Source organism: Sphingomonas sp. PP-F2F-G114-C0414 (genome assembly GCF_003688595.1).
In the GTDB taxonomy this organism is placed as follows: Bacteria; Pseudomonadota; Alphaproteobacteria; order Sphingomonadales; family Sphingomonadaceae; genus Sphingomonas.
Window position 1 is genome coordinate 618,970 of sequence record NZ_RCWT01000010.1, and the last position, 24,101, is coordinate 643,070.

The following is a 24,101-nucleotide window of genomic DNA, read 5'->3' on the forward strand; positions in this document are numbered from 1 at the left end:
ATCCCGCGAGGAACAGGGCGGATCGTCTGCTGGCGGCTCACGCGCTCAAGGCCAGCGGATCGCCGCGCAGCGCGGGCGGCACGTTCGCCGCGAACCACGCCGCGACCGTCGCCATCACCGGCTGCGCCAGATCGCGCTCCAGATACGTCCAGACGCGCGGGCACATCGTCGCGTAATGCGGCTTGCCGTCGCGCTTCCACAGCCGCGTGAAGATGCCGAGGATCTTCGCATTCCGCTGCGCGCCGAGCACGTGATACGCGTTCATGAACTCTTCTCCCGCGTCCGCCGCCGCGCGATATCGCGCCAGCATCGCCGCCTCGACTGCCGGATCGACCGTCCGCCGCGCATCCTGCAACAGCGACACCAGATCATAGGCCGGATGCCCCGCCAAAGCGTCCTGAAAATCGAGCAGGCCAAGCGATCGCTCCGGCCCGACGAGCATCAGGTTTTCGGCGTGATAATCGCGCAATACAGTGACCGGCGTCTCGGCGATGGCGTGGTCGAACACCGACTCCCAAGCCGCGTCCCATCCTGCAAGATCAGGCTCGATGCCGACCGCCGGGCAGTACCATTCGACGAATAGCCCCGCCTCGCGCTTCAGCACCGCGCGATCATAGGGGGGGACCGGCCCAGCCGGTTGGGCACGCAGCCGCACCAACAGGTCGATCGCGGGCGCATACAGCGACAGTTCTTCGTCCGGTGAAGCGTCGACTGCTTCTCGCAACCGATCGTCGCCGAAATCCTCGATCAGCACGAGCCCCTGGTCGAAGTCGCACGCCAAGATCGCCGGCGCCGCGAAGTCGCGTTCGACGAGCCATTTGGCGACCGCGATGAACGGGCGGGGATCTTCGTGTGGCGGCGGCGCGTCCATGAGGATCGCTTGCCGCCCTGCTTCGATCGCGCGGAAATAGCGCCGAAACGAGGCGTCGCCGGCGACCGGGAGGATCTGTGCCCCACCCCAGCCATGAGCGTCGAGAAAAGCGGCGGCGCCGGGCGGCGGGGTCATGTCGGCCATCGCGACCTCCAAGCTTCCGGGACTCCCACTGTCAAGCCGCGCGTGCCGTCCGGCTCGATCGTCAGGGTCAAGCGAAGCGCATCCGGCCAGTGATCGGGACCCGCGCGCTCCGGCCACTCGACCAGCAACAGCGAATCATAGCGCGCGTCGTCGAGCGCCAATTCCTCGATCTCGGCGGGGTCGTCGATCCGGTAGAGGTCAACGTGGAGGACGGGGAAGCGCACTTCGGGCGGCTCGTAGGGCTGGACGATCGCGAAGCTGGGCGATGGCGCTTCGCCGGCGAGCCCGAGTGCGGCGAGGAGACCGCGGGCGACGCTGGTCTTGCCGGCGCCGAGCGTGCCCACAAGCGTGATGACGTCGCCGGCTCGGACCAGCTCGGCAAGCATAGCCCCGAACGCTTCGGTAGCTTGCGGGTCGGGTAAATGGATCACGCGCACGAGCCCTCTCCCCCTCGGGGAGAGGGTTGGGTGAGGGGCAGTTCCAAGTGGTACATTGCTTGGCGACCCCTCACCCCGCCCCTCTCCCCGGAGGGGAGAGGGAGCAGAAGATACACCCTCATCGACGCGGCAATTCTACGGTGATCAGCGTGCCCGCTCCCGGCTCGGACACGAGCTCGATCGTCCCGCCATGCGCCTCGACGAACTGTTTCGCCAACGGCAGTCCGAGACCCAAAGCCCGATCCCCCATCGGCTTCGACTCCGCAAACCGGTCGAACGCATGCGCCACCGCTTCGGCATCCATCCCGACCCCATCGTCGGACACCACGATCCGCGCCGACGTAGCATTGCCGTCGGTATGCAACAGCACGCGTCCGCCATCCGGCGTCGCCGCGACCGCATGTCGCAACAGGTGCTCGACGACCTCCTTCAGCCGCTTCGGATTGCCGTTGACGCGCCCTGTCGACCGCGCGACCTCGACCGCGAAGTCGAGTTTGCGCCGTTTCGCCGACGGCAGGATCGTCTCGGCCGCGGCGCGCACGGTGTTGGCGAGATCGACGTCGCTGCGGTCGGTCTCGTCGCGGTCGCTCTCGGCGCGGGTCAGGTCGAGCACGTCGTCGACCAGCAGCCCGAGCCGCTCGACCGACTCGAGGATCGCGCCGACATACCCGACGGCTTGCGGCGTCATCTCGCCCGCATAGCCGCCATGCAGCATCTCCGCGAACCCGCTGATCGAGGTCAACGGCGTGCGCAGCTCGTAGCTCATGTTGGCGACGAACGCGGTCTTCACCTTGTCGGCGGCCTCCAGCGCATCGGCGCGGTCGCGCAACGCCTGCTCTGCGCGCCGGCTGTCGGTGATGTCGAGCATCGTGAAGAGCGCATTCCCATCGGGCAGCGGGACCCCCGCGAACTCGAAATGGCGCCCGTCGGCAAACGCCACACGCCCGCCGCGCTGTTGCCGCTCGACCGTCGCCGAGCGGACCAGATCGGGGATCAGCGCCGAACGGCTCGGCGTCGCGAGCTTGCCGCCCACCGCCTCGGCGAACGCATCGACGCGCGGGTGCGCAGCGAGGAATTCCTCCTCGAGCCCCCACAACAGCCGGAACCGGTTGTTCCAGACCTGCAACCGGCCATCGGCCGCGAACACGCCGAGCGCCTCGAACAGATTGTCGAACGTCGCGGTCCTCACCCGCAACAGCGTGTCGCGCGCGCTCGCAAGCTGGACCTGCTCGGTGCGATCCTCGAAGATCAGCAGCAGCCCGCCATCGGGGAGCGGCTGGGCGACGACGCGCAGATGCGTGCCGCCGCGCAAATGCCAGTTCTCCTCGATCGCGCCCCCGCCGACCGGGCCGCTCTGCGATCCGCCGGTCTGCAGGAACCAGTCGCGCCGTTCCGCCTTCCAGCTCGGGAAGTCGCGAACCTCGGGCAGGCGGTTGGCCTCGCGCATCCGTTCCAGCACGCGGTCGAATTCGGGGCGATCGGCTAGCCATTCGCTGCGCATCGCGAACATCCGCCTGAACGGCTGGTTGCAGAACACGAGCGACCGGTCGCCGCCGAACTGCGCCACGCCCGCCGACAACCGATCGAGCATCGCGCGCTGCGCCTCGGCAAAGCGCTTGGCGCCGGACCGCGCCTGCTCCAGTTCCTCGATATCGATCGCGAACCCGGCCACGCCACCGCTCGGCAGCGGCACGTCGTAAATCTGCAACGAGCGCCGCGCGCCGTCGATCGTCGCGGGCAAGACCTGCTGGTGCGGCCGACCTTGTTCGCGCGCGACCGCCGCGCCGGCCAGCGGCCCGCCGCGGCCCGATCCCTCGACCAGTTCCAGCCCACGCGCGACGACGTCGGCGGCATCGCGCCCCTCGACCGCATCGACATAGGCGGTGTTGACCATCGTCAGACGCAGATCGTTGGCACGGTACCACATCGGCATCGGCGCCGCCTCGATCAGCCCGGTCAGCGAGTCATACGCCGATCCCAGCCGCGTGGTTTCGGCGCTGAGCCGAGCGATCTCCGCCTCGCTGTCGGTCGCATCGAACGCCCACAGCAAAACCGCCCCCGCCGCGCCCATCTCGCCGGGCGCACGGCCACCACGAAACGTGATCGCCCGGGTCGAGCCGACCAGTCGCACCGACCGCACGAACGTCCGCCCCGCGCGCTGCGCCGCAGTGATATCCGCAATCAACCGCGCTGCGTCGTCGGCGGACAGCCCCGTCCCGCCGGTTGCCAATTCGGCGATCGAACGCGGCGGCATCTCCAACCCAAGCCAATCCGCCATCCGCTGCGTCATCTCGATCCGCCCGCCGGAGCGGATCACGGTGACGATCGCTGGCGATCCGTCGAGCAGCGTCCGAAGATACGCATTGGCCTCGATCGTTTCGGCGGCCGCGTTGCGCGCGCGTAAGCCGAAGAAAAAGATCGTAACGGCTACCGCGAGGGCGACAAACAAAGCCACGCCGACCAAAGCCAACATACCGGTGACGATCATTTCGACGACCGGGTGATTGGTGGGGGCGGAAGCATCATGATCTCCCGCTTAATCCAACCCTCACCCGGTGCGAAGTCGCGTTTTAGAATTTTAGCGTCGTGCCGAACTTGTAGGCGCGGCCGAAAATGCCATCGAAATAGGTGGTCGTTCCCCCGCCTGCAGGGGTCGGGAAGGGCGTCCCCTTGTCGAAAATATTGTCCACAATCAGGCGCAATCCGAACTGGCTGTTGACGTTAAAGGCGATCGTCGAGTTGAAATAGCTGATCGCCTTCACCGTCGGATACTCATACGCCGTGTCGGGCTGATCCGGGTCCACCTTGGTTTTACCAATATACAACCACTGTCCCGACAGGCTGAAGCCCGAATTCGAGTAGGTTGCGTTTACCGATCCTTTATGTGGCGAATAGCCGATCGAATTGCGCAGCGTCGTCAGATCACCATCACCAACCCGGGTCTCCAGCTTGTCGGTATACTGGTAGCTCCCCGTGAAATTGAGCGAGCTTTCCGCGCCCAGGAACGGCGTACGCGTCTGATACCCGATCTGCGCGACGAGCCCGCGGAATTTCGTCGACGCGGCGTTGGCATAGCCGGTCTGGATGAACGTGATCTGGCCGGCTCCGGTGCGGGTAAAGTTGGAGCAGAGTGCGGTGGGATAGCTCGCGCTGTCATAACAGCCCTGAAGTACCTGATCCGCGTCGAGTGTCTGGATCGCATCTTTCAGCTTGATATCGATCCAGTCCGCGGTTGCGTTGAACCCGCGGAGAAAGGCCGGACGCAGGATGACGCCGAAGGTCTTCGCGTTCGCGGTCTCGTTGCGGAGATCCGTGTTGCCGGAGATCGTTCCGCGCGCAGTCGCATCGACAATATTCGACTGGAAGTTTGCCGGAAGGCCCGCCGCTGCGCAGTTTGCAGCCCGCTGCGTCGGGTTGGGACCACCACCGATGAACCGCGAGTCACACGGGTCGTTAGCCGTCGTGAAAATCTGGCTCGTCGGGTTGAACAATTCGGTCACCGCCGGGGCACGTACCGAGCGGGTGTAATTGCCCCGCAGCGCCAAACCACTGATCGGCTCCCACCGTACGTCGCCGGTGTAGGTCCAGTCGCCACCCGCAAGCGAGTTATCAATGTAGCGGCCAGCCCCGTGCAGCTCGAACCGGTTTACCAAAGGGATATTCTGATCCGGCCCGATGAGCGGTACGTTCAACTCGCCGAACACCTCGTTGGTGTGAAAGCTGCCCATGACGGGATCGATCGGAATCGTCCGACCAAACTGCGTGCGCCCACCAGTCGGGTCGGTGGGATCGACCTCGCCATAATAGAACGTGCCGGGATCGAACGATGCCTTCTCGTTGCGGTGCTCATAACCAAGTGCATAGCCGACGCCACCGCCCCAGACATCGAACAATTCGCCCGACAGCGATGCCGTGACGACCCACTGTTCGTTCACCGCGCGCGGGTTTGCGACCGCCGTGACGTAATCGCGCGCTGCCTGGCTGATCTGCTGGCCGAACGGGTTGATCGGGCTGCACGTGCTGCTGATCGTCGCGATATTGGCATTTACCGAGCCCGGGGCACAGACGATGTTGCCGCTGGCGTCACGGACCGCGTTCAGCGCGTTCTGGAAATTCTGCTGGACCAGCACACGTTCGCTGCCTTGCGTGGTCGATCGACCGTAATTGCCGACCACTTCGAATTTCTGCTGTTTCCCGAGCGCATTGAAGTTCCCGTCGACACCCGCAACGAAGCGGTACAGTTCCACCGTCGATGAGCCAGCGCCCGACACGAGATCGGTATTGGCCCTGCCAAGATAGAAACTATCTTGGGAGTCGGACGCAGGATTGGCGGCAAGTGCGGAGACGATCGTATTGCGGGCAGCTGTGCTGAGGAACGGATTGTTAACGCTAAGAATTAGGTTCCCGTCTGGTCTGCCCGCTGTATCGAACAATGCTGTGTTGTAGACCGGTTGATCGCGGAGCTGGTTGCCCTTGCTGTTAGCGTACCATCCTTCACCAAAGATGCGCACGTTGTTGGTCACCTGAAATTCGGCAAGCGCGGTCCCGAGATAGCGCTGGACGGGCGTCAGAAGATTGCCTGGGATAACGAAACCATTGCCGCCGTTAAAGTTGATCTGGTTTCCGGTCTGATGGCCAAAATCGATTGGAACAAGATTGCCCGTCTTGTCGAAAGCAACGGCCTGCCCCGCGGCATTCGTGACGCTTGGCTGAAACCCGAAATTGGCGACCTGACCAGCCGAGATCGGAAAATAGTCGGTAACTAGCGGCGCGCCAAATTCGTTCAGCGCGGGAAGGCGCCGGTCCGCGATATAGGCATTCTTGAACGGCGACGCTGGGTCGAGCGGCGTCGTGAACGATGAATTGAGTCGGCTGTTGGGACGATCAGCAAGCGTCAAACCGAACTGCTTATTATATTCGCCGGCAATTGTGATGTTGCCTCGACCCCCGGCAAAGTTATAGCCAGCCAGTCCGCGCACGCGGTATTCCGGCGCGTCGCCGCGATCAGCGATCCCATATTGCCCGTCCAACTGCAATCCGCTGAACTTGCGTTTGGTAATGACGTTGATCGTTCCCGCTACCGCGTCGGACCCGTAGATTGGCGCACCGCCGACTGCGATCGTCTCGACCCGGTCGACCAACAGCGTTGGAATTACATTGAAGTCGACCTGGGAACCAGACCCGGTCGGTCCGAAGATGGAAGAGGTATTCGAACTGACGAAGCGACGGCCATTGACGACGGTCAACGTGCGCTGATCACCCAATCCAAAGAAATTCAGGAACGACTGCCCTGATCCAAACGCACCGGCCTGGGCGCCGACACGGCTACTGCCCGGCACGCCGAACGACGGAAGATCCTGCAACGCGTCGGCAACATTCGAATAGCCCCGCTGTTCGATAAGCTGACTATCCACGACTAACGTCGGCTGTCCGCTATCCAGGTTGCGGCGCGGAATACGTGAGCCGGTAACGACGATATCGCCGCCCGTTTTTGCGTCCGATGTAGCAGTCTCCGGCAAATCGGTCGCGGCCTTGGCATCAACGGGCACGGCGCTGTCAGGCTGCTCCATCTGGGTTTGGGCTTCGACCGGCGCTGTCGTCTGGGCACTCGCAGAATTTGCAGCGGCCAATACGAACGCCACGGTGGACGCCGTGACGAACAGCCCTGACTTTAGAAGCGGTATACCAACCATGCCGACGAACCCCTTTTACAATCTTTTTTACGGGCCGAAAGGACACCTTTTATGCCGCTTTATCAACGGGGGTGGCGAAACATTACAAACATGTTGCATCGCTGCAACACGGATCCGCAACGAAAAAGCCGCGCCCGCCTGGTGGCGGACGCGGCTTTCGAAAACCCCACGGAATCCTGCGGATCAGTAGCGGTAATGGTCCGGCTTGAACGGGCCTTCGACTGGCACGCCGATGTAGCCGGCCTGCTTGTCCGACAGCTTCGACAGCTTCACGCCGAGCTTCTCGAGATGCAGCATCGCGACCTTCTCGTCGAGGTGCTTCGGCAGGACGTAGACTTCGTTCTTGTAGTTCTCGCCCTTGGTCCAGAGCTCGATCTGCGCGAGCGTCTGGTTGGTGAACGAGGCCGACATCACGAACGACGGGTGGCCGGTGGCGCAACCGAGGTTCACCAGGCGACCCTTCGCCAGGATGATGATCTGCTTGCCGTCCGGGAACTTCACCAGGTCGGTGCCGGGCTTCACTTCGGTCCAGTCGTAGTTCGACAGCGCGGCGATCTGGATCTCCGAGTCGAAGTGGCCGATGTTGCAGACGATCGACATCGGCTTCATCGCCTTCATGTGATCGGCGGTGATGACGTCGGCGTTGCCGGTCGCGGTGCAGAAGATGTCGGCGCGCGACACGGCATCTTCCATCGTCACGACCTCGAAGCCCTCCATCGCCGCCTGCAGTGCGCAGATCGGGTCGACTTCGGTGACCATCACGCGCGCGCCGCCGTTGCGGAGCGACTGCGCCGAGCCCTTGCCGACGTCACCGAAGCCGGCGACGCAGGCGACCTTGCCGGCGAGCATGACGTCGGTCGCGCGACGGATCGCGTCGACCAGCGATTCCTTGCAGCCGTAGAGATTGTCGAACTTCGACTTGGTGACCGAGTCGTTGACGTTGATCGCCGGGAACGGCAGCTCGCCCTTCTTGGCGATCTCGTACAGGCGGTGGACGCCCGTGGTGGTCTCTTCCGAGACGCCCTTCAGGTTCTTGACGGTCTCGGTCAGGTAGCCCGGGTTCTTCGCGACGTACGCCTTGAGCGCACGCTGCATCTCTACCTCTTCCTCGTTCTCGGGCTCGGGCATCGTGTGGCCGGCTTCGAGCTTGGCGCCCCAGAGTGCGAACATCGTCGCGTCGCCACCGTCGTCGAGGATGATGTTGGCGGTCTGGCCCTCTACGTCGCGATCCCACGAGAAGATGTCGCCGACATAGTTCCAGTAATCCGCGAGGCTCTCGCCCTTGATCGCGAACACCGGCACGCCGGTCGCGGCGATCGCGGCGGCGGCGTGGTCCTGCGTCGAGAAGATGTTGCACGTCGCCCAGCGGACGTCGGCGCCGAGTGCGGTCAGCGTTTCGATCAGCACCGCGGTCTGGATCGTCATGTGCAGCGAGCCGGTGATGCGCGCGCCCTTGAGCGGCTGTGCTGCGCCGAACTCGGTACGCAGCGACATCAGGCCGGGCATTTCGGTCTCGGCGATGTTGATCTCGGCGCGGCCGAAATCGGCGAGGCTGATGTCGGCGACGACGTAGTCGGCCTTGGCGTCGGTCTTCGTAGGCGCAAGCGTGGTGGCCACGAGGAGTCTCCTGAGAATATCGTGATCGGCGAGCCTCATGCCCGTGCCGGATACTGCATCATAGGAGAGTGGAGGCCCCAAATCAAATATAAAGATATCTTTATATGATGGTTAGGGATGCACGCTGTGCAAGTCGCGTTGCCCTTCTTCGGCTCCCTTCCAGGGAGGGGGGAAGATTACGCCCGGCCCGTCTCCGCGACAAGCAACCGCGGATCCACGCCAGCCTGCGCGAAGGCCAGCGTCCAGCGATCCTCCGCCGCGGTCTCGAACAGCAGTTCGGCATCGCCGGCCACGTTGAACCACCCCGGCCGCGACAGCTCGCCCTCGAGCTGGCCGCCATCCCAACCGGCATAACCGAGCGCCACCACCCACTCCGATGGGCCTTTCCCATCGGCGATCGCACGCAGCACGTCGACCGTGCTCGACAGCTTCCAACGACCGGCGACATCGACCGAATCCTGCCCGCCCCAGTCGGACGAATGCACCACGAACCCGCGCCGCGGCTCGACCGGTCCGCCGAAATGCACCGGCGCGTTCGGCGCATCGCCCGGCTCGATCCCGAACTGTTCGAGCAGGTCGTGGAAGCCCAAACCGTCGATCGTCGCGCCGATCCCGATCCCGATCGCGCCATTATCGTCATGGCTGCACATCGCGATCACCGCGCGGGCGAAGCGTGGGTCGCTCATGCCCGGCATCGCGAGCAGGAATTGTCCCGAAAGAAAGCGCGTTTTGTCCATGACCAGGAACATAGCGTTGCGCGTACTCCGTCGCCACGCTTGAAATACGGCGCCCGGCGTCCAAGGTACGGACCGCGCGCGACGACCGCGCGGCACAGGAGATTTCAGATGACGATCAGCGTCGGCGACCGCCTTCCCACCACCACTCTCGTCAAGGCCACCGCGGATGGCCCCGATCAGGTCGATACCGACAGCTTCTTCAAGGGCCGCAAGGTCGCGCTGTTCGCGGTCCCCGGCGCGTTCACGCCGACCTGCTCGGCCAAGCATTTGCCCGGTTTCGTCGAGAAGGAAGCCGAACTGAAGGCCAAGGGCGTCGACGAGGTCGCGTGCGTTTCGGTCAACGATGCGTTCGTGATGGGCGCTTGGGGCAAGTCGGCAGGCGCCGGCGACATCACGTTGCTCGCGGACGGCAATGGCGACTTCGCCAAGGCGATCGGGCTGACGATGGACGGCTCGGGCTTCGGCATGGGGACGCGCAGCCAGCGTTACTCGATGCTGGTGAACGACGGCGTCGTCGAGCAGTTGAACGTCGAGGCTCCGGGTGAGTTCAAGGTCAGCTCGGCCGAGCACCTGCTCAGCGAGATCTGATCATTCCTCCCCGGCACGGGGAGGTGGCAGCCCGTCAGGGCTGACGGAGGGGGCTCTCCGCGAACGTACCGTGTGCGGCACGCCCCCTCCACCCTTCGCTTCGCGAACGGTCCCCCTCCCCGTGCCGGGGAGGATTTCGAAGTCTTGCCACCGTAACGTCCGCCACCTAACACTGCCCGATGACAATCGCATCCGACCTCGTCGCCGACCTCGACCGCCTCTACCGCGCCTCCGTCGAGCGCCTCCAAGCCGCGATGAGCGCCTATATCGCCGACGGCACGACGCCAGATCCGGCCAGCCGCACGGACGGCTCGTTCGCCTATCCCGAGATCCGCCTCACCTATAAGGGTGGTGTCGACCGGCCCACCCCGCTCCGCTCGTTCGGTCGGCTCGTCAACGCAGGCGAATACCGCATCAGCGTCACCAAGCCGGCGATCTTCGCGGAATACCTGACCGAACAGCTGACGCTGCTGATCGAGGATTACGACGTCACCGTCGAAGCCGTCGAGGGGCGCCAGGAAATTCCGTTCCCCTATGTGATCGAGCCCGGCCACGCGCTGAGCCTCGACGAGGTCTCCGCCACCGAATTGTCGCGTCACTTCCCCGCGACCGAACTTGCGCATATCGGCGACGAGATCGCCGATGGCCTCTGGGTCGCCAACGACGAGACGCGTCCGCTCGCGCTGTTCGATGGCCTGCGCACGGACTTCAGCCTTGCCCGCCTGCGTCATTACATGGGCACGCCGGCGGAACACGCGCAGCGCTTCGTGCTGTTCACCAACTATCACCGCTACGTCGACGAGTTCGTCCGGTGGGCGGGAACGCAGCTTGGTGAAGGCTCGCGCTTCACGAGCCTGTCGGGCGCGGGCGGGATCACGATCTCGTCGGGTGACGACATCGACAAGATCATCTCCGACAGCGCCTGGCGCCGTCACCAGATGCCGGCGTATCACCTGATGGCGGACGACCGCACCGGCATCACGCTGGTCAATATCGGCGTCGGCCCGTCGAACGCGAAGACGATCTGCGACCATCTCGCGGTGTTGCGCCCCGAGGCGTGGCTGATGATCGGTCATTGCGGCGGCCTGCGTCCAAGCCAGCGGATCGGCGATTACGTCCTCGCACACGCGTATCTGCGCGATGACCACGTCCTCGACGACGTCCTGCCCCCCGAAATCCCGATCCCCGCGATCGCCGAAGTCCAGCTCGCCATGGCCAAGGCGGCCGAGATCGTCTCGGGCCAATCGGGCGAGGAGCTCAAGCGCCGCCTCCGCACCGGCACGATCGTCACCACCGACGACCGCAACTGGGAATTGCGCTATTCGAAGTCGGCTTTGCGCTTCTCGTTGTCACGCGCGGTTGGCATCGACATGGAGTCGGCGACGATCGCCGCACAAGGCTATCGCTTCCGCGTCCCCTACGGCACGCTGCTCTGCGTCTCGGACAAGCCGCTCCACGGCGAGCTAAAGCTGCCGGGCCAGGCCAACCGCTTCTACGAACGCGCGATCAGCGAGCATCTCCGAATCGGGATCGAGACCTGCGAACAGCTCCGCCTAGAGGGACCGAAGCTCCACAGCCGCAAGCTCCGCGCATTCGACGAGCCACCTTTTCGGTAAAAATCGGAGCGGATCGCGCGAGAATGGGTTACGCATCCGCAATCATTGCTGAGGGAAGATAACCGTGGCCGACACCGACACGCCCGATACGGAAGCAAAGAAGCCCGTCACCCGCCGCCGCGCACCGCGCAAGGCGAGTGCGCCGAAAGCGGCTCCGGCCGCCACGTCGTCCGCCAAGCCGGTCGCGTCGAAGCCGGTGCCGGCGGCAAAACCGGTTGCCGACAAGCCCGTGGCCGCCGCACCGCCAAAGCCCGCAGCCAAGCCGACGCCAAAGCCGCGCTCGACCAAGCGCAGCACGCCGCGCCCGGTACCCGCGCGCAACTCGGCGACGCCGGTCCCGGTCGCCAAGCCACCGGAAAAGACCCGCGGCAAATGGGGTGCGGCTGCGATCTTCAGTGGTGTCGCGGTTGCCGGAGCGGCGGTTGGCGCGTTGCTGACCTTGCGAGGCAGCACGCCCAAGGGACAGCCGGCGCCCAAACCGAAGGGCAAGCACGCGCATCAGGCTGACGGGGCAGACTCGTCGAAGTCGTTCGATGCCGGCATCGCCGATCCGGGAACGGTTCCGGAGTAGGTGCCGGGCACGCTGCCAAACCAAGCCTCCACCCCGGCGAAGGCCGGGGCCCAATTGGAACGTCTTGAGTAACTAAGCTCATCGCTCCGTTAGCGGCGTTTCCCAATTGGACCCCGGCCTTCGCCGGGGCGGTAAAACACAAGAGCCGCGCTGCCGACCGTTCCCCCGCGGAGGCGGGGGTCCAGCTAAGACCACGGAAGCGTTTGTAACCCTGGGCCCCCGCCTTCGCGGGGGAACCAGAAGTAAGCAAGCTTGCGGTTCGTCTCCCTAAACCCGACGTTCGCCAAGATGACCGGCTAAGGGCGCTCGTTATTAACGAGCGAGAAAATCCGCGATGGCCTGACCGAGTTCGGGCTTCACCACCGCACTCATGTGCCCACCGGGCGTCTCGACGTATTCGCCGTGTGGCAAGGCCGCCGCGAGGTCCGGCGCAGACCCGTTGTCCTGATCCTCACCGCCGCACACGATCAGGGTAGGCTGCCGGATCGCCTTCACCGTTTCCAGCGGAGTATCGACGAACGTCTCCAGAATGCCGAGCAACGCCACCGGATCGCCGCCAGTGGTCTTGAGGAACGCCTCCGCCAGCCACTCGGGCGTACCCTGCACATGCTGCCCGAGCCTGGTCAGGATGTTCCGGAAATGCCCGGCACGCCGCGACGTCTGCGTCAGCCCCTCCAGCCCCATCCCCGAGAAGATCACCCGACGCGGGGTCGCGCCCGTCGCCAGCATCCGCGACGTCGTCCGCGCACCCAGCGAATAGCCGCCCAGATCATAGTCGGTCAGCCCGAGATGCGCGATCAGCGCATGCCCGTCCTGCGTCAGCGCGTCGGCCGGATACGCCTCCAGCCCATGCGGCTTGTCGCTCTCACCGTGCGCACGCAGGTCGGGCATGATCACGCGAAAGCCCTTCGCGGCGATCTTGGCGGCGTGGCCATAGCGGATCCAGTTGGTCTTCGCGTCGGAGAAATAGCCGTGGATCAGCACCACCGCGCGCGTACCATCGGTGGTTGGGCCGACCTCGTGCCACGCCAGACGCGTGCCGTCGAAGCTCTCGAAAAACTGCGTCTCGCTCGGGGTGCTGCTCACAAACTCATCCTGCATTGCCTGTCGTCGCCAGATCGAAGGGCGGCGACACGCCGTCGCCGCCCCGCGCGTTCACGCCTTCTGCAGATGCCGACGCCCGAGCAACTCGGCGATCTGCACCGCATTCAGCGCCGCACCTTTCCGCAGATTGTCGCTGACGCACCACAGGTTGAGGCCGTTCTCGACGGTCGGATCCTCGCGCACGCGGCTGATGTAGGTCGCGAAGTCGCCGACGCACTCGATCGGCGTGATGTAGCCGCCGTCCTCGCGCTTATCGACCAGCATGATGCCGGGCGCCTCGCGCAGGATGTTCTGCGCTTCCTCGGCCGAGATCTCGTTCTCGAACTCGATGTTGATCGCTTCCGAATGGCCGACGAACACGGGGACGCGGACGCAGGTCGCGGTGACCTTGATCTTCTTGTCGAGGATCTTCTTGGTCTCTACGACCATCTTCCATTCTTCCTTGGTCGAGCCGTCGTCGAGGAAGCTGTCGATGTGCGGGATCACGTTGAAGGCGATCTGCTTGGTGAACAGCTTGGGCTCGGCGGGATCGCCGACGAAGATGTTGCGGCTCTGTTCGAACAGCTCGTCCATCCCCGCCTTGCCCGCGCCGGACACCGACTGATAGGTCGAGACGACCACGCGCAGGATCTTCGCGGCGTCGTGCAGCGGCTTCAGCGCGACGACCATCTGCGCGGTCGAGCAGTTCGGGTTGGCGATGATGTTGCGGACCTTGTAGCCGTCGATCGCCTCGGGGTTCACCTCGGGCACGATCAGCGGCACGTCGGGGTCCATGCGGTAGAGCGACGAATTGTCGATCACGACGCAGCCGGCAGCGGCGGCGATCGGCGCGTAGACCGCGGTGCCCTCGGAGCCGATCGCGAACAGCGCCATATCCCAGCCGTTCCAGTCGAAATGCTCGATGTTCGTGCATTTGATCTGCTTGCCGGTGTCGCCGTAATCGACCATCAACCCCTGGCTGCGCGACGACGCGACGCAGGCGATCTCGTCGGCGGGAAACTCGCGCTCCGCCAGGATATTGAGCATCTCGCGCCCGACATTGCCGGTCGCGCCCGCGACCACCACCCGATAACCCATGTTGTCACTCCGATTGGACTTGGGGCGGGCAGTACCGACGTTGCGCGACGAGGTCCAACGGCTTTCGACTTGTTGCGCGGATAGGGGGAGTTTGGGAGGGCGGGTGGTGATAGCCGACATTAGGCAGTTGCCGCCTTTCCCGAAAAGGATGGTGAAGCGGGAAAACTTCCGCAGGCGTATTAACGGGCCGGCGGCTGCATAAGCTCTATCGTGATATGATCGGGGCCTGAAACGTATGCCACCAACGTACCCTTCCGGGGACCACCCGCGATCGGTAGCGGACTACCCTTGGCCTTCCATCCTGCTGCCTCGACGCGGGCAATAGCGGCATGAATATCCTTTACGGTCAGCGCCAGGTGGGCCGCCCCGATCGATCCCGCGCTGGAAGGCACCGCCCCGTTCTGGTGCCCTCTCGAATATTGCAACAGTTCGACAACGTAGCCGTCTGGGGCCCTGACGATCGCCGTTTTCACACTCGGATCATCGACACCTGTCACCTGATGCAGGAAGTCGCCCCCCATCTCCGATTGTCGCTCAAGTGTGAAACCGAGCGCTCCCGTCCAAAACCGAACGGCTTCGTCCAAAGACGATACAGCGAAACCCGTGTGGTCCACGGCAATTACGTTTGCGGCGTCGTTCATTGCTGCACTCTCACTGGACCTGAACGTCCCAAGTGTGGGCCATTTCAGACGTTGGCAACGTCAACTCAGGCATCGTCCAGCGTCCTGCACCCGTCAGTCATGCGTCTTAGCCTGCCACGTCGCATGCTCGATTCCGTGCACCTTCGCCAGGTGATCCGTGATCGCATCCAGTTCCTCCGCCGGCACGTTCGTCGCCACCAGCGTCGCGGCAATCTCGACCCGGTCCTCGCCGCGCTCGGTCACGGCCAACTCCGCCACCTGCAACTGCGCAGCCTCAAGATGCTCGACCACCAGATCGCCGATCGGTCCCGCATCCCCCGCCGCAACCGTCACCATCACGCTGTAGGTGGCCTCGATCGTCCGCCCCTCGGTCGGGATCCGGTTGATCCCGTCGACCAGTGGCCGCAGCGCGGTGTTCGCGAGCAGCACGACGAAGGTGAGCAACCCCGCCTCCGCGATCATGTCGCTTCCCGCGCACGATCCGACCGCCGCCGAGCACCAGAGCGTCGCCGCGGTGTTGAGGCCGCGGACGTTCATCCCCTCCTTCATGATCACGCCCGCGCCGAGGAAGCCGATCCCCGACACGACGTAAGCAATGATCCGGATCGACTCGACATCGCCGCCCAGCCGCTGCCCGAGATCGACGAACGCCGCCGACCCGAGCGCGACCAGCGTGTTCGTCCGCAACCCCGCGGTGCGCTGGCGATATTGCCGCTCCGCCCCGATCAGCGTCCCGAAGACGAACGCGGCGATATAGCTCACCAGCGTGTCGAGGAACGGCCACAGGTGAAACGTCTCGACGAACCGCATCGGCGTTTACTTCACCGGTGCCGACGCCGGCGTGGCTTCGGGCACCGGCTTGTCCTTCACCGTCCGGTCGAGGAAGTTCAGGATCGTCCCCCAGACATGCTCGCTGATCCCCGGCCCCGCCACGCGGTGCGTATAGCCCGGGTAGAACATCATCTCGAACGGCGTATCGGTCGCCTGCATCCGCGCCGCCACCTTGGTCGAATTGTCGAGGAACACGTTGTCGTCCGCCATGCCGTGGATCAGCAGAAGCGGATCGACGATGCGGTTCGCGTCCTCGACCGCCGCCGAGGTCGCATAGCTCGCCGGGTCGGTCGCCGGATCGCCGAGATAGCGCTCGGTATAATGCGTGTCGTACAGCTGCCAGTCGGTGACCGGCGCGCCAGACACGGCCGCAGCATAGACGCCCGGCGTCTTCTCCAGCATCTTCAGCGACATATAGCCGCCATACGACCAGCCATAGGTCGCGATCTTGCTCGGCTCGACGAACGGCAGCGACTTCAGGTAATTCGCGCCGGTCAGCTGATCCTCGACCTCGACCGTGCCCATCGCGTGATAGATCTGGTTCTCGAACGCGCGGCCGCGATTGTACGAACCGCGATTATCGATCTTGAAATAGATGTAGCCGCGATCGACGAGATATTGTGGCAGCGCGCCCTGCCAGCCGCGCGTAACGACCTGGCCGGTGCCGGGCCCGCCGTAATGCTCGAAGAACACCGGATATTTCTTGCCCGGCTCGAGCGGCGGCGTGATCATCTCCCAGTAGAGCGTCATGCCGTTCTTGGCCTTCAGCGTCCCGAACTTGGTTTCCTGATGGCTCGCCAGATACGGATAATAGGGATGCCCCTCGACCACCGCATTCTCGTTGATCCACGACAGCCGCTTGCCGGTCGCGTCGGCCAGATACACCTGGGTCGGCTGTTTCGGGTTCGAGCGCGAGATGATCAGGCGGCTGGCCGCGGCGTCCATCGTCGCGCTGTTCCACCAGCCCGCTTCGGTCAGCCGGGTGATCGCATTCGGCTTGGCGACGTCGACCGAATACAGCTGCTGTTCGAGCACGTCGTCCTTGTTGCCTAGGAAGAACACGCGTCCCTTCCCTTCGTCGACGCCGACCAGATCGGTGACGACCCAATCGCCCTTGGTCAGCTGCGTCCACTTGCCCGATGCGAACCGGTAGAGATGACCGTAGCCGCTCCGCTCCGAGCGCCAGATCAGGCTGCCGTCCTTCAGCACGCGGTACGCGTCGGACAGGTTGAGCCAGCTCTTCACCCCCGACTTCTCGGTGAACAGGATCGTCGACTTGCCCGTCGCCGGATCGACCCGCAGCATCTCGAGCAGCTTCTGGTCGCGGCTCTGGCGCTGCACCAGCAGCATCCGGCCATCGGGTGTCCAGTCGACGCGCGCCAGATAGATGTCGCGGTTGGGGCCGAGATCGACCTTCACCTGGCCCGAGCCATCCGGCTTCATGATGTAGAGGTCGACCAGCACGTTGGGCGTGCCCGCCGCGGGATAGCGCTGCTCGTAGACCTTGGTCCCGGTCGCGCCGATCGAGGCGCGGGTCGCGACATGGACCGGCGCCTCGTCGAACCGCTCGACCGCGATATGCTGCTCGTCGGGCGCCCACCAATAGCCGGTGTCGCGGTGCATTTCCTCCTGCGCGACGAACTCCGCCTCGCCGAAATGCACCGTGCCGCCGCCACCGGTCGTGACCGCCTTCGCGGCGCCACCACTCAGTGGTTGGACGACGACGTTCTGGTCGCGGACGAACGAGACGAAGCCGCCCTTGGGGCTGACCACCGGGTTGAGTTCGCCGCCGGGCGTGTCGGTCAGCCGCGTGACCTTGCCATCGAGCCCGGCGAGATACAGGTCGCCGTCGAGCGGCACGAGGATCGACTTGCCGTCGGGCGCCCAGTCATACGCGACGATACCCTTCTGGCCGCCGATCCGCGCCCGCTCGCGCTGCATCTTCTCGGCTTCGGTCAGTTCGGCGCCGCTGCCGACCTTCTTCGAATCGACCAGCATCCGCGCCGCCCCGGTCGCGGTGTCGACCGCCCACAGGTCGAAGCGCTCCTTCTCGTCGTCGCGATTGCGCAAGCTCGTCAGCAATGTGCCATCGGGCGACAGCCGGACCGATTTCGGCTGCGATCCCGACAGGTCCGGATTGCCGAACACGCGCGCCATCGTCAGGTCGCCGGGCTTGGCCGCCTCGACCGGCCGTGCCGGTGCGGGCGCAGGCACTGGTGTAGCGGGCGCGGCCGGGGGCGTAACCTGATCAGCGGCCATCGCGGCGGTTCCGACCGAAGCAAGTGCAAGCCCGAGCAACCATGTGCGCATCCTGTAGACTCCGTGGGATCAGGTCGCCGATCCTGTCCCGGCGCCGGGCGCGTTATCGCGACGACGCGTCACGGCGTAAAGACCGGATCGCGTACCGTCGGTGATTGTCCGGGAAATGCGGGATTTGCGACCGTCCTCGCGACCAAGATGCTATAATTAATTTTACGTACACCATGTTCCTACGCGCTTCGTACAGGCGATGCGGCGCAAGGGAACGGCGTGGCGCATACGCAGCGCACGACTTGTTCGACCGGAGCACGATGGTTTCCCACGCGGCATTACAGATCGGGACGTCGAATGCGTGGGACGCGCTCGTCCGCCTGGGCGAGGTCGACGGCAGCGCCGCGCACCCGCATATGCGCCGCCTCGTGCTCGGTACGCCGGTGCAACGCACGCTCTCCGACGCGATCCACGCATTGTGCGCGATCCACGGCGACCATCCGGGCATGATCGCCGATGTCCTGACGCAGGCAGCGCAGCCGCCCGCGACCGAATGGCTCGCCGCCGCCGCGGTCGGGTTTGCCGAGGAACGCGCCTATCTCGCGCAACTCACCGCGGCGGTCGGGCCGTTGCCGTCGACGCCGGGCCAGGCCCTGACCGAAACCGCGCTGGTCAACGAACGGCACGCGCTCGAAATGCTGGCCCGGTCCGAACGTCGCGGGTGCGCCACCGGCGCCGCCGCCGCGCTGGTCTACGACTGGACCGCGATCCGCCGTGTCCTCGATGCTGCGGCGGAACGGTTCTCGGTGGCCGTACCCGCGACCGGCTTCCCCGCCGAGTCCGTCACGGCGGCGACGATCGTCGACCTCGGTGCAGCCCCCGGTTGCGATCGCGCGATCCTGTTCGGCGCACAGCAATTGTTCGCGCAGCACCGCGGCCTGTGGTCGCTGCTCGAAGCCCGCGCGAGTGCCCGCGGCGATCTGTAACGCGCTTGCACTGACCAACGCTTCCCCTCTATCCATACCGGGTATTCAGAACCGGACGGGACATCGCATGAAGCGCTTCGAGGGCACCCAGAGCTACGTCGCGACCGACGATCTGAAGGTCGCGGTCAATGCCGCCGTCACGCTGCGCCGCCCGTTGCTGATCAAGGGCGAACCCGGCACCGGCAAGACCGTCCTCGCCTACGAGATCGCGAAAGCGCTCGGCGCGCCGCTGATCGAGTGGAACATCAAGTCGACCACCAAGGCGCAGCAAGGCCTGTACGAATACGACGCGGTCGCCCGCCTGCGTGACGGGCAACTCGGCGATGCACGCGTCCACGACATCGGCAACTACATCCGCAAGGGCAAATTGTGGGAGGCGTTCACCCAGCCCGCGCCGCCCGTCCTGCTGATCGACGAGATCGACAAGGCCGATATCGAGTTTCCCAACGACCTGTTGCAGGAACTCGATCGGATGGAGTTCCACGTCTACGAGACCAAGGAAACCGTGCGCGCGGTCGAGCGCCCGATCGTCATCATCACCAGCAACAACGAGAAAGAACTGCCCGACGCGTTCCTCCGCCGGTGTTTCTTCCACTATATCAAGTTTCCCGATCGCGGCACGATGCAGGCGATCGTCGACGTCCACTTTCCCGGCATCCAGAAGATCCTCGTCAGCAAGGCGATGGACCTCTTCTACGACGTTCGCGACGTGCCGGGCCTGAAGAAGAAGCCGTCGACCAGCGAGCTGCTCGACTGGCTGAAACTGCTGCTGCACGAGGACATGCCGCTCGACATCCTCCAGAACCGCGACCCGACCAAGGCGATCCCGCCCTTGCACGGTGCGCTGCTGAAGAACGAACAGGACGTCATGCTGTTCGAGCGTCTGGCGTTCATGGCGAAGCGGCAGAAGAATCAGGGGTGAGCGTTTCGAGACCGACCCACGCCGACCCGACCGAAAAGCGCGGCAGGACCATGCGTTAACCAAAGCCGGCAACCGACCAGTCACTCGGTGCTTTGTAGACAAGCGGCATGAAGCGACTCCCCCGAACGCTCCTCAGCCTCGTCATCGCCGCCGCGTCCGCGACCGGCGGCCATGCCACGTCGTTGCTGAATTATGTCGGCGAGTGCGTCCCCTTCGCGCGCGCCGCCTCGGGGATCCAGATCTACGGCAACGCTTGGACCTGGTGGGAGCAGGCGGACGGCAAATACGAACGCACGCACAAGCCGAAGGAAGGCGCGGTCATCGTCTTCGCCAAGACCGCACGCCTGCCGATGGGTCATGTCGCGGTCGTCAGCCGGGTGGTCGAGAAGCGCGTCGTCATGCTCACCCACGCCAACTGGTCGCGGCAGAACGGCGAGCGCGGCCATGCCGAGCAGGACGTGACGCTGTTCGACGTCTCGCCGCGCAACGACTGGAGCGACGTGAAGGTCTGGTACAAGGACGTCGACGGCCTCGGCGGCGGGGTCTATCCGGTCTATGGCTTCATCTACGGCCACACGCACGCCGCGCCCGAACTCACCAGCCGCAACCCCGATTACGTTGGTGCGCTGATCGACGCCTACGTGCCCGTCAGCGGCAAGCCGATAGCCCGCTGACACCTTCTAACTTCCCCCCTCCCTGGAAGGGAGGGGGCGGGGGTGTGTCGGTTTCCGCATATCCGAACCGGCGTGGCCCGAGCCGGCCAACCCACCCCCAGCCCCTCCCTTCCAGGGAGGGGAGCTAGATGACCCCCGCATTCCCATACTAAGCATTGCCGCCACCCTCGAAACCGTGCCACCACCATCCGGCAAAAGACGGTGAGGATAACGATGCGGTTCAAGGCTCTTACGACGATCACGCTGGCCCTGCTCGCCACGTCGGCACCCTCCTCGATATCCGCGCAGAAGGAAAAGGCGCCGCAGCCCGGTGGCGACATTCCGAGCAAGTTCGTCCCCGCCAACGCTGGCTTCGATTTCGACCGTCGCGAAGTCGACATCAAGATGCGCGACGGCGTTACGCTCCACGCGGTGATCGTCCAGCGCAAGGGCCTCACCGACGCGCCGATCCTCCTCCAGCGCACGCCGTACAATGCGGAGAGCAGCGCCAGCCGATCCTCCAGTTCCAGCGGCGCGATGAACCTGCGCGCCGCCGATGCGATGTTCTTCGACGCCGGCTATATCCGCGTGTTCGAAGACGTCCGCGGCAAGAACGGCTCGAACGGCGCCTATATCAACGAACGCCCGCTGATCGGCCCGCTTAACACAACGAAAGTCGATCACTCCACCGACGCCTACGACACGATCGACTGGCTCGTGAAGAATCTCAAGAACAGCAACGGCCGCGTCGGCATCATCGGCGGCAGCTATGACGGCATGATGGCCGCGATGGCGCTGGTGAACCCGCACCCCGCGCTGAAAGCCGCCGTCCTGATGAACCCGGTAATCAACACCTGGAAGGGTGACGACGACTTCCACGGCGGCGCGTTCCGGCAGATCGGCTACGACTATTACTACACGCAGGACGCCGCGAAGGGCGAAGCCGGCGACCTCTGGCGCGACGCGTATGACGATTACGACACGTTCCTGCGCGCCGGTTCCGCGAGCGAATTCGTAAAAAGCCGCGGGCTGGAGCAGTTGCCCTTCGTCAACCGCCTCCACGATCACCCGACCTATGACGCGTTCTGGCAAGGCCAGGCGCTCGAGACGATCCTGCCGAAGCAGCCACAGACGGTGCAGACGCTCTGGGTCGCCAGCCAATGGGACCAGGAAGACATTTACGGCGCGGTCGCAGCCTACGAAGCCGTATCGAAAGTCGACCCCAACCACGTCAACCACCTCGCGCTCGGCCCCTGGGCGCATGGCGGCGCGAACGGCGACGGCTCGACGCTCGGCGCGATCCGCTTCGATGCCGACACTGCGCTCTGGTTCCGCAAGAACGTGCTGCTCCCGTTCCTCGACGGTGCGCTGAAGACCGGCGCGACACCGCCCGCGCTCGCCCCCGTCACCGCGTTCCAGACCGGCGCCAACCAGTGGCAGACGCTCGCCGGCTGGCCGAACTCGACCGCCACGCAGAAACTCTACTTCCAGCCCGCCAGCGGCCTCGCGCCGACCGCCCCCGCGAGCGAAGGCCGCGACGATTATATCTCCGACCCCGCCAAGCCGATCCCCTACCGCCTCCGCCCGATCCGCCCGACCTACGCGACCGGCTCGACCTGGCGGCAATGGCTCGTCGACGATCAGCGCCCCTTCTCCGATCGCACCGACGTCCTAACCTACCAGACGCCGCCACTCACCAGTCCGGTCGCGATCGCCGGCGCCCCCGTCGCCGACCTGATCGCCAGCACCACCGGCACCGACGGCGACTTCGTGGTGAAGCTGATCGACGTCTATCCCGCCGAATATTCCGACAAGCCCGAAATGGGCGGCTACCAGCTCGCCGTCTCGATGGACATTTTGCGCGGCCGCTACCGCGACGGGTTCGACAAGCCGACCCCGATCGTCGCCGGCCAGCCCACGCATTTCCGCGTCGTGCTACCCAACGCCAGCCACGTCTTCCTCCCCGGCCACCGCATCATGGTGCAGGTCCAGTCGAGCTGGTTCCCGCTCTACGACCGCAACCCGCAGACCTACGTCCCCAACATCTTCGACGCGAAGCCCGCCGACTACCGCAAGGCCACGATCAGCGTCTTCCATTCGGCCGCGCAGCCGAGCGGGATCGAACTGCCGATCGCGGCTGCAAAGTGAGGACGTAAGCCTGTGTTCCTGAACTTCCTCGACGAGCTCCGCAGCGCCGGCATCCCCGCCAGCCTCAAAGAGCACCTCATCCTGCTGGAGGCGCTCGACGCCGAGGTCATCGAGCGGACGCCAGAGGATTTCTACTATCTCTCCCGCGCGGTGTACGTGAAGGACGAGGGGCTGCTCGACAAGTTCGACCAGGTCTTCGCCAAGGTCTTCCGCGGGCTCGCCACCAGCTACGGCACGGCCACCGGCGAAGTCCCCGAGGACTGGCTGAAGGCGGTCGCCGAGAAATTCCTGACCCCCGAGGAGATGGCGGCGATCAAGTCGCTTGGCTCGTGGGACGAGATCATGGAGACGCTCAAGAAACGCCTCGAGGAGCAAAAGGAACGCCACCAGGGCGGCAACAAATGGGTCGGCACCGGCGGCACGAGCCCGTATGGCAACGGCGGCTACAACCCCGAAGGCGTCCGCATCGGCGGCGAAAGCACGCACAAGCGCGCGCTGAAAGTCTGGGACCAGCGCGAGTTCCGCAACCTCGATAACACCAAGGAACTCGGCACCCGCAACATCAAGGTGGCGCTCCGCCGCCTGCGCCGCTTCGCCCGCGACGGCGCCGCCGACGAACTTGACATCGACGGCACGATCGCCGGCACCGCGCGGCAGGGCTATCTCGACATCGTCATGCGCGCCGAACGTCGCAATGCGGTGAAACTGCTGCTGTTCCTCGACGTCGGCGGCTCGATGGACCCCTTCGTCAAGCTCTGCGAGGAACTGTTCTCGGCGGCGACCACCGAGTTCAAGAACCTCGAATTCTTCTACTTCCACAATTGCCCGTACGAAGGCGTGTGGAAGGACAACACGCGGCGCTTCGCCGAGCGTACGCCGATGTGGGATCTGCTGCACAAATACGGCCACGACTACAAGCTGATCTTCGTCGGCGACGCGTCGATGAGCCCGTACGAGATCACCCACCCCGGCGGCTCGGTCGAGCATTTCAACGAGGAGCCGGGCGCGGTGTGGATGCAGCGGCTGACGAATACCTATCCGGCGGCGGCATGGCTCAACCCGGTGCCCGAGGCGCAATGGGGCTATTCGCAGTCGGTGCGGATCATCCGCGAGCTAATGACCGACCGCATGTACCCGCTGAGCCTCGCCGGGCTCGACGACGCGATGCGCGAGCTGACCCGCAAACGGTGATTGGCGAATGAGGGTACGGTCACC

General features: G+C 64.8%; 19 protein-coding genes. 8 read left to right on the forward strand and 11 right to left on the reverse strand.

What is annotated here, in order from left to right:
- Positions 1 to 37 precede the first annotated feature (37 nt).
- The 6 genes from C8J47_RS07780 to C8J47_RS07805 form a co-directional block, all read right to left on the reverse strand.
- Complete coding sequence (locus C8J47_RS07780; RefSeq protein WP_183129059.1) at positions 38 to 1,006, reverse strand: aminoglycoside phosphotransferase family protein; 969 nt, start codon at positions 1,004 to 1,006, stop codon at positions 38 to 40.
- Entirely contained in the window at positions 1,003 to 1,443 is a 441-nt protein-coding gene (gene tsaE, locus C8J47_RS07785; RefSeq protein ID WP_121885406.1) for a tRNA (adenosine(37)-N6)-threonylcarbamoyltransferase complex ATPase subunit type 1 TsaE, read from the reverse strand. The genes C8J47_RS07780 and tsaE overlap by 4 nt, the downstream gene beginning before the upstream one ends.
- Positions 1,444 to 1,570: 127 nt before the next feature.
- Positions 1,571 to 3,940 (reverse strand): PAS domain-containing sensor histidine kinase, encoded by a 2,370-nt coding sequence (locus C8J47_RS07790; RefSeq protein ID WP_121885156.1) that lies wholly within the window; start codon positions 3,938 to 3,940, stop codon positions 1,571 to 1,573.
- Positions 3,941 to 4,022: 82 nt separating this feature from the next.
- Positions 4,023 to 7,145, reverse strand: a complete 3,123-nt coding sequence (locus tag C8J47_RS07795) for a TonB-dependent receptor domain-containing protein (RefSeq protein WP_121885157.1) — start codon at positions 7,143 to 7,145, stop codon at positions 4,023 to 4,025.
- Positions 7,146 to 7,328: 183 nt separating this feature from the next.
- On the reverse strand, positions 7,329 to 8,762 hold the full coding sequence (ahcY, locus tag C8J47_RS07800) for an adenosylhomocysteinase (protein WP_121885158.1): 1,434 nt from the start codon (positions 8,760 to 8,762) through the stop codon (positions 7,329 to 7,331).
- A gap of 176 nt (positions 8,763 to 8,938) precedes the next feature.
- Positions 8,939 to 9,499, reverse strand: a complete 561-nt coding sequence (locus C8J47_RS07805) for a YqgE/AlgH family protein (RefSeq protein WP_121885407.1) — start codon at positions 9,497 to 9,499, stop codon at positions 8,939 to 8,941.
- A gap of 108 nt (positions 9,500 to 9,607) precedes the next feature.
- Here C8J47_RS07805 and C8J47_RS07810 point away from each other — a divergent pair, with 108 nt between their 5' ends.
- The 3 genes from C8J47_RS07810 (at position 9,608) to C8J47_RS07820 (ending at position 12,274) form a co-directional block, all read left to right on the forward strand.
- Entirely contained in the window at positions 9,608 to 10,087 is a 480-nt protein-coding gene (locus C8J47_RS07810) for a peroxiredoxin (RefSeq protein WP_121885159.1), read from the forward strand.
- A 179-nt stretch (positions 10,088 to 10,266) separates the two neighbouring features.
- Positions 10,267 to 11,703: an AMP nucleosidase gene (locus tag C8J47_RS07815; RefSeq protein WP_121885160.1), complete on the forward strand. Its 1,437-nt coding sequence runs from the start codon at positions 10,267 to 10,269 to the stop codon at positions 11,701 to 11,703.
- Between the two features lie 64 nt (positions 11,704 to 11,767).
- Positions 11,768 to 12,274: a hypothetical protein gene (locus tag C8J47_RS07820; protein ID WP_121885161.1), complete on the forward strand. Its 507-nt coding sequence runs from the start codon at positions 11,768 to 11,770 to the stop codon at positions 12,272 to 12,274.
- Between the two features lie 312 nt (positions 12,275 to 12,586).
- On the opposite strand, the gene C8J47_RS07825 is transcribed toward C8J47_RS07820, so the two are convergent.
- From C8J47_RS07825 to C8J47_RS07845, 5 genes are all read right to left on the reverse strand, one after another.
- Positions 12,587 to 13,360 (reverse strand): alpha/beta fold hydrolase, encoded by a 774-nt coding sequence (locus tag C8J47_RS07825; protein ID WP_404969257.1) that lies wholly within the window; start codon positions 13,358 to 13,360, stop codon positions 12,587 to 12,589.
- A 69-nt stretch (positions 13,361 to 13,429) separates the two neighbouring features.
- The gene (locus C8J47_RS07830; protein ID WP_121885163.1) at positions 13,430 to 14,455 is read right to left on the reverse strand and encodes an aspartate-semialdehyde dehydrogenase; all 1,026 of its coding nucleotides are present in this window, start codon (positions 14,453 to 14,455) and stop codon (positions 13,430 to 13,432) included.
- A gap of 179 nt (positions 14,456 to 14,634) precedes the next feature.
- On the reverse strand, positions 14,635 to 15,096 hold the full coding sequence (locus C8J47_RS07835; RefSeq protein ID WP_121885164.1) for a VOC family protein: 462 nt from the start codon (positions 15,094 to 15,096) through the stop codon (positions 14,635 to 14,637).
- A gap of 93 nt (positions 15,097 to 15,189) precedes the next feature.
- The gene (locus C8J47_RS07840; RefSeq protein WP_121885165.1) at positions 15,190 to 15,906 is read right to left on the reverse strand and encodes an MgtC/SapB family protein; all 717 of its coding nucleotides are present in this window, start codon (positions 15,904 to 15,906) and stop codon (positions 15,190 to 15,192) included.
- 6 nt (positions 15,907 to 15,912) lie between these two features.
- Entirely contained in the window at positions 15,913 to 18,186 is a 2,274-nt protein-coding gene (locus tag C8J47_RS07845; protein ID WP_404969258.1) for a DPP IV N-terminal domain-containing protein, read from the reverse strand.
- A gap of 311 nt (positions 18,187 to 18,497) precedes the next feature.
- On the opposite strand from C8J47_RS07845, the gene C8J47_RS07850 reads away from it, so the two are divergent.
- The 5 genes from C8J47_RS07850 to C8J47_RS07870 all read left to right on the forward strand — a co-directional run bounded on the left by C8J47_RS07850 (position 18,498) and on the right by C8J47_RS07870 (position 24,077).
- Positions 18,498 to 19,163: a DUF6975 family protein gene (locus C8J47_RS07850; RefSeq protein WP_259467433.1), complete on the forward strand. Its 666-nt coding sequence runs from the start codon at positions 18,498 to 18,500 to the stop codon at positions 19,161 to 19,163.
- Positions 19,164 to 19,230: 67 nt separating this feature from the next.
- Positions 19,231 to 20,085, forward strand: coding sequence for a MoxR family ATPase (locus C8J47_RS07855; RefSeq protein ID WP_121885167.1), 855 nt, complete (start codon positions 19,231 to 19,233; stop codon positions 20,083 to 20,085).
- 107 nt (positions 20,086 to 20,192) lie between these two features.
- The gene (locus C8J47_RS07860; protein WP_121885168.1) at positions 20,193 to 20,759 is read left to right on the forward strand and encodes a CHAP domain-containing protein; all 567 of its coding nucleotides are present in this window, start codon (positions 20,193 to 20,195) and stop codon (positions 20,757 to 20,759) included.
- A gap of 213 nt (positions 20,760 to 20,972) precedes the next feature.
- Positions 20,973 to 22,886 (forward strand): CocE/NonD family hydrolase, encoded by a 1,914-nt coding sequence (locus C8J47_RS07865; RefSeq protein ID WP_121885169.1) that lies wholly within the window; start codon positions 20,973 to 20,975, stop codon positions 22,884 to 22,886.
- Positions 22,887 to 22,898: 12 nt separating this feature from the next.
- Complete coding sequence (locus tag C8J47_RS07870; protein WP_121885170.1) at positions 22,899 to 24,077, forward strand: VWA domain-containing protein; 1,179 nt, start codon at positions 22,899 to 22,901, stop codon at positions 24,075 to 24,077.
- The last annotated feature ends 24 nt before the right edge of the window (positions 24,078 to 24,101 follow it).

Bases quoted from the DNA above. Each gene is read 5' to 3' on its own strand.
- C8J47_RS07790 (WP_121885156.1), bottom strand. From the start codon at position 3,940: ATGATCGTCACCGGTATGTTGGCTTTGGTCGGCGTGGCTTTGTTTGTC.
- C8J47_RS07845 (WP_404969258.1), bottom strand. From the start codon at position 18,186: ATGGCCGCTGATCAGGTTACGCCCCCGGCCGCGCCCGCTACACCAGTG.
- C8J47_RS07795 (WP_121885157.1), bottom strand. From the start codon at position 7,145: ATGGTTGGTATACCGCTTCTAAAGTCAGGGCTGTTCGTCACGGCGTCC.
- C8J47_RS07850 (WP_259467433.1), top strand. From the start codon at position 18,498: ATGGTTTCCCACGCGGCATTACAGATCGGGACGTCGAATGCGTGGGAC.
- C8J47_RS07840 (WP_121885165.1), bottom strand. From the start codon at position 15,906: ATGCGGTTCGTCGAGACGTTTCACCTGTGGCCGTTCCTCGACACGCTG.
- C8J47_RS07780 (WP_183129059.1), bottom strand. From the start codon at position 1,006: ATGACCCCGCCGCCCGGCGCCGCCGCTTTTCTCGACGCTCATGGCTGG.
- C8J47_RS07860 (WP_121885168.1), top strand. From the start codon at position 20,193: ATGAAGCGACTCCCCCGAACGCTCCTCAGCCTCGTCATCGCCGCCGCG.
- C8J47_RS07810 (WP_121885159.1), top strand. From the start codon at position 9,608: ATGACGATCAGCGTCGGCGACCGCCTTCCCACCACCACTCTCGTCAAG.
- C8J47_RS07835 (WP_121885164.1), bottom strand. From the start codon at position 15,096: ATGAACGACGCCGCAAACGTAATTGCCGTGGACCACACGGGTTTCGCT.
- C8J47_RS07815 (WP_121885160.1), top strand. From the start codon at position 10,267: ATGACAATCGCATCCGACCTCGTCGCCGACCTCGACCGCCTCTACCGC.
- C8J47_RS07805 (WP_121885407.1), bottom strand. From the start codon at position 9,499: ATGGACAAAACGCGCTTTCTTTCGGGACAATTCCTGCTCGCGATGCCG.
- C8J47_RS07830 (WP_121885163.1), bottom strand. From the start codon at position 14,455: ATGGGTTATCGGGTGGTGGTCGCGGGCGCGACCGGCAATGTCGGGCGC.
- C8J47_RS07865 (WP_121885169.1), top strand. From the start codon at position 20,973: ATGCGGTTCAAGGCTCTTACGACGATCACGCTGGCCCTGCTCGCCACG.
- C8J47_RS07855 (WP_121885167.1), top strand. From the start codon at position 19,231: ATGAAGCGCTTCGAGGGCACCCAGAGCTACGTCGCGACCGACGATCTG.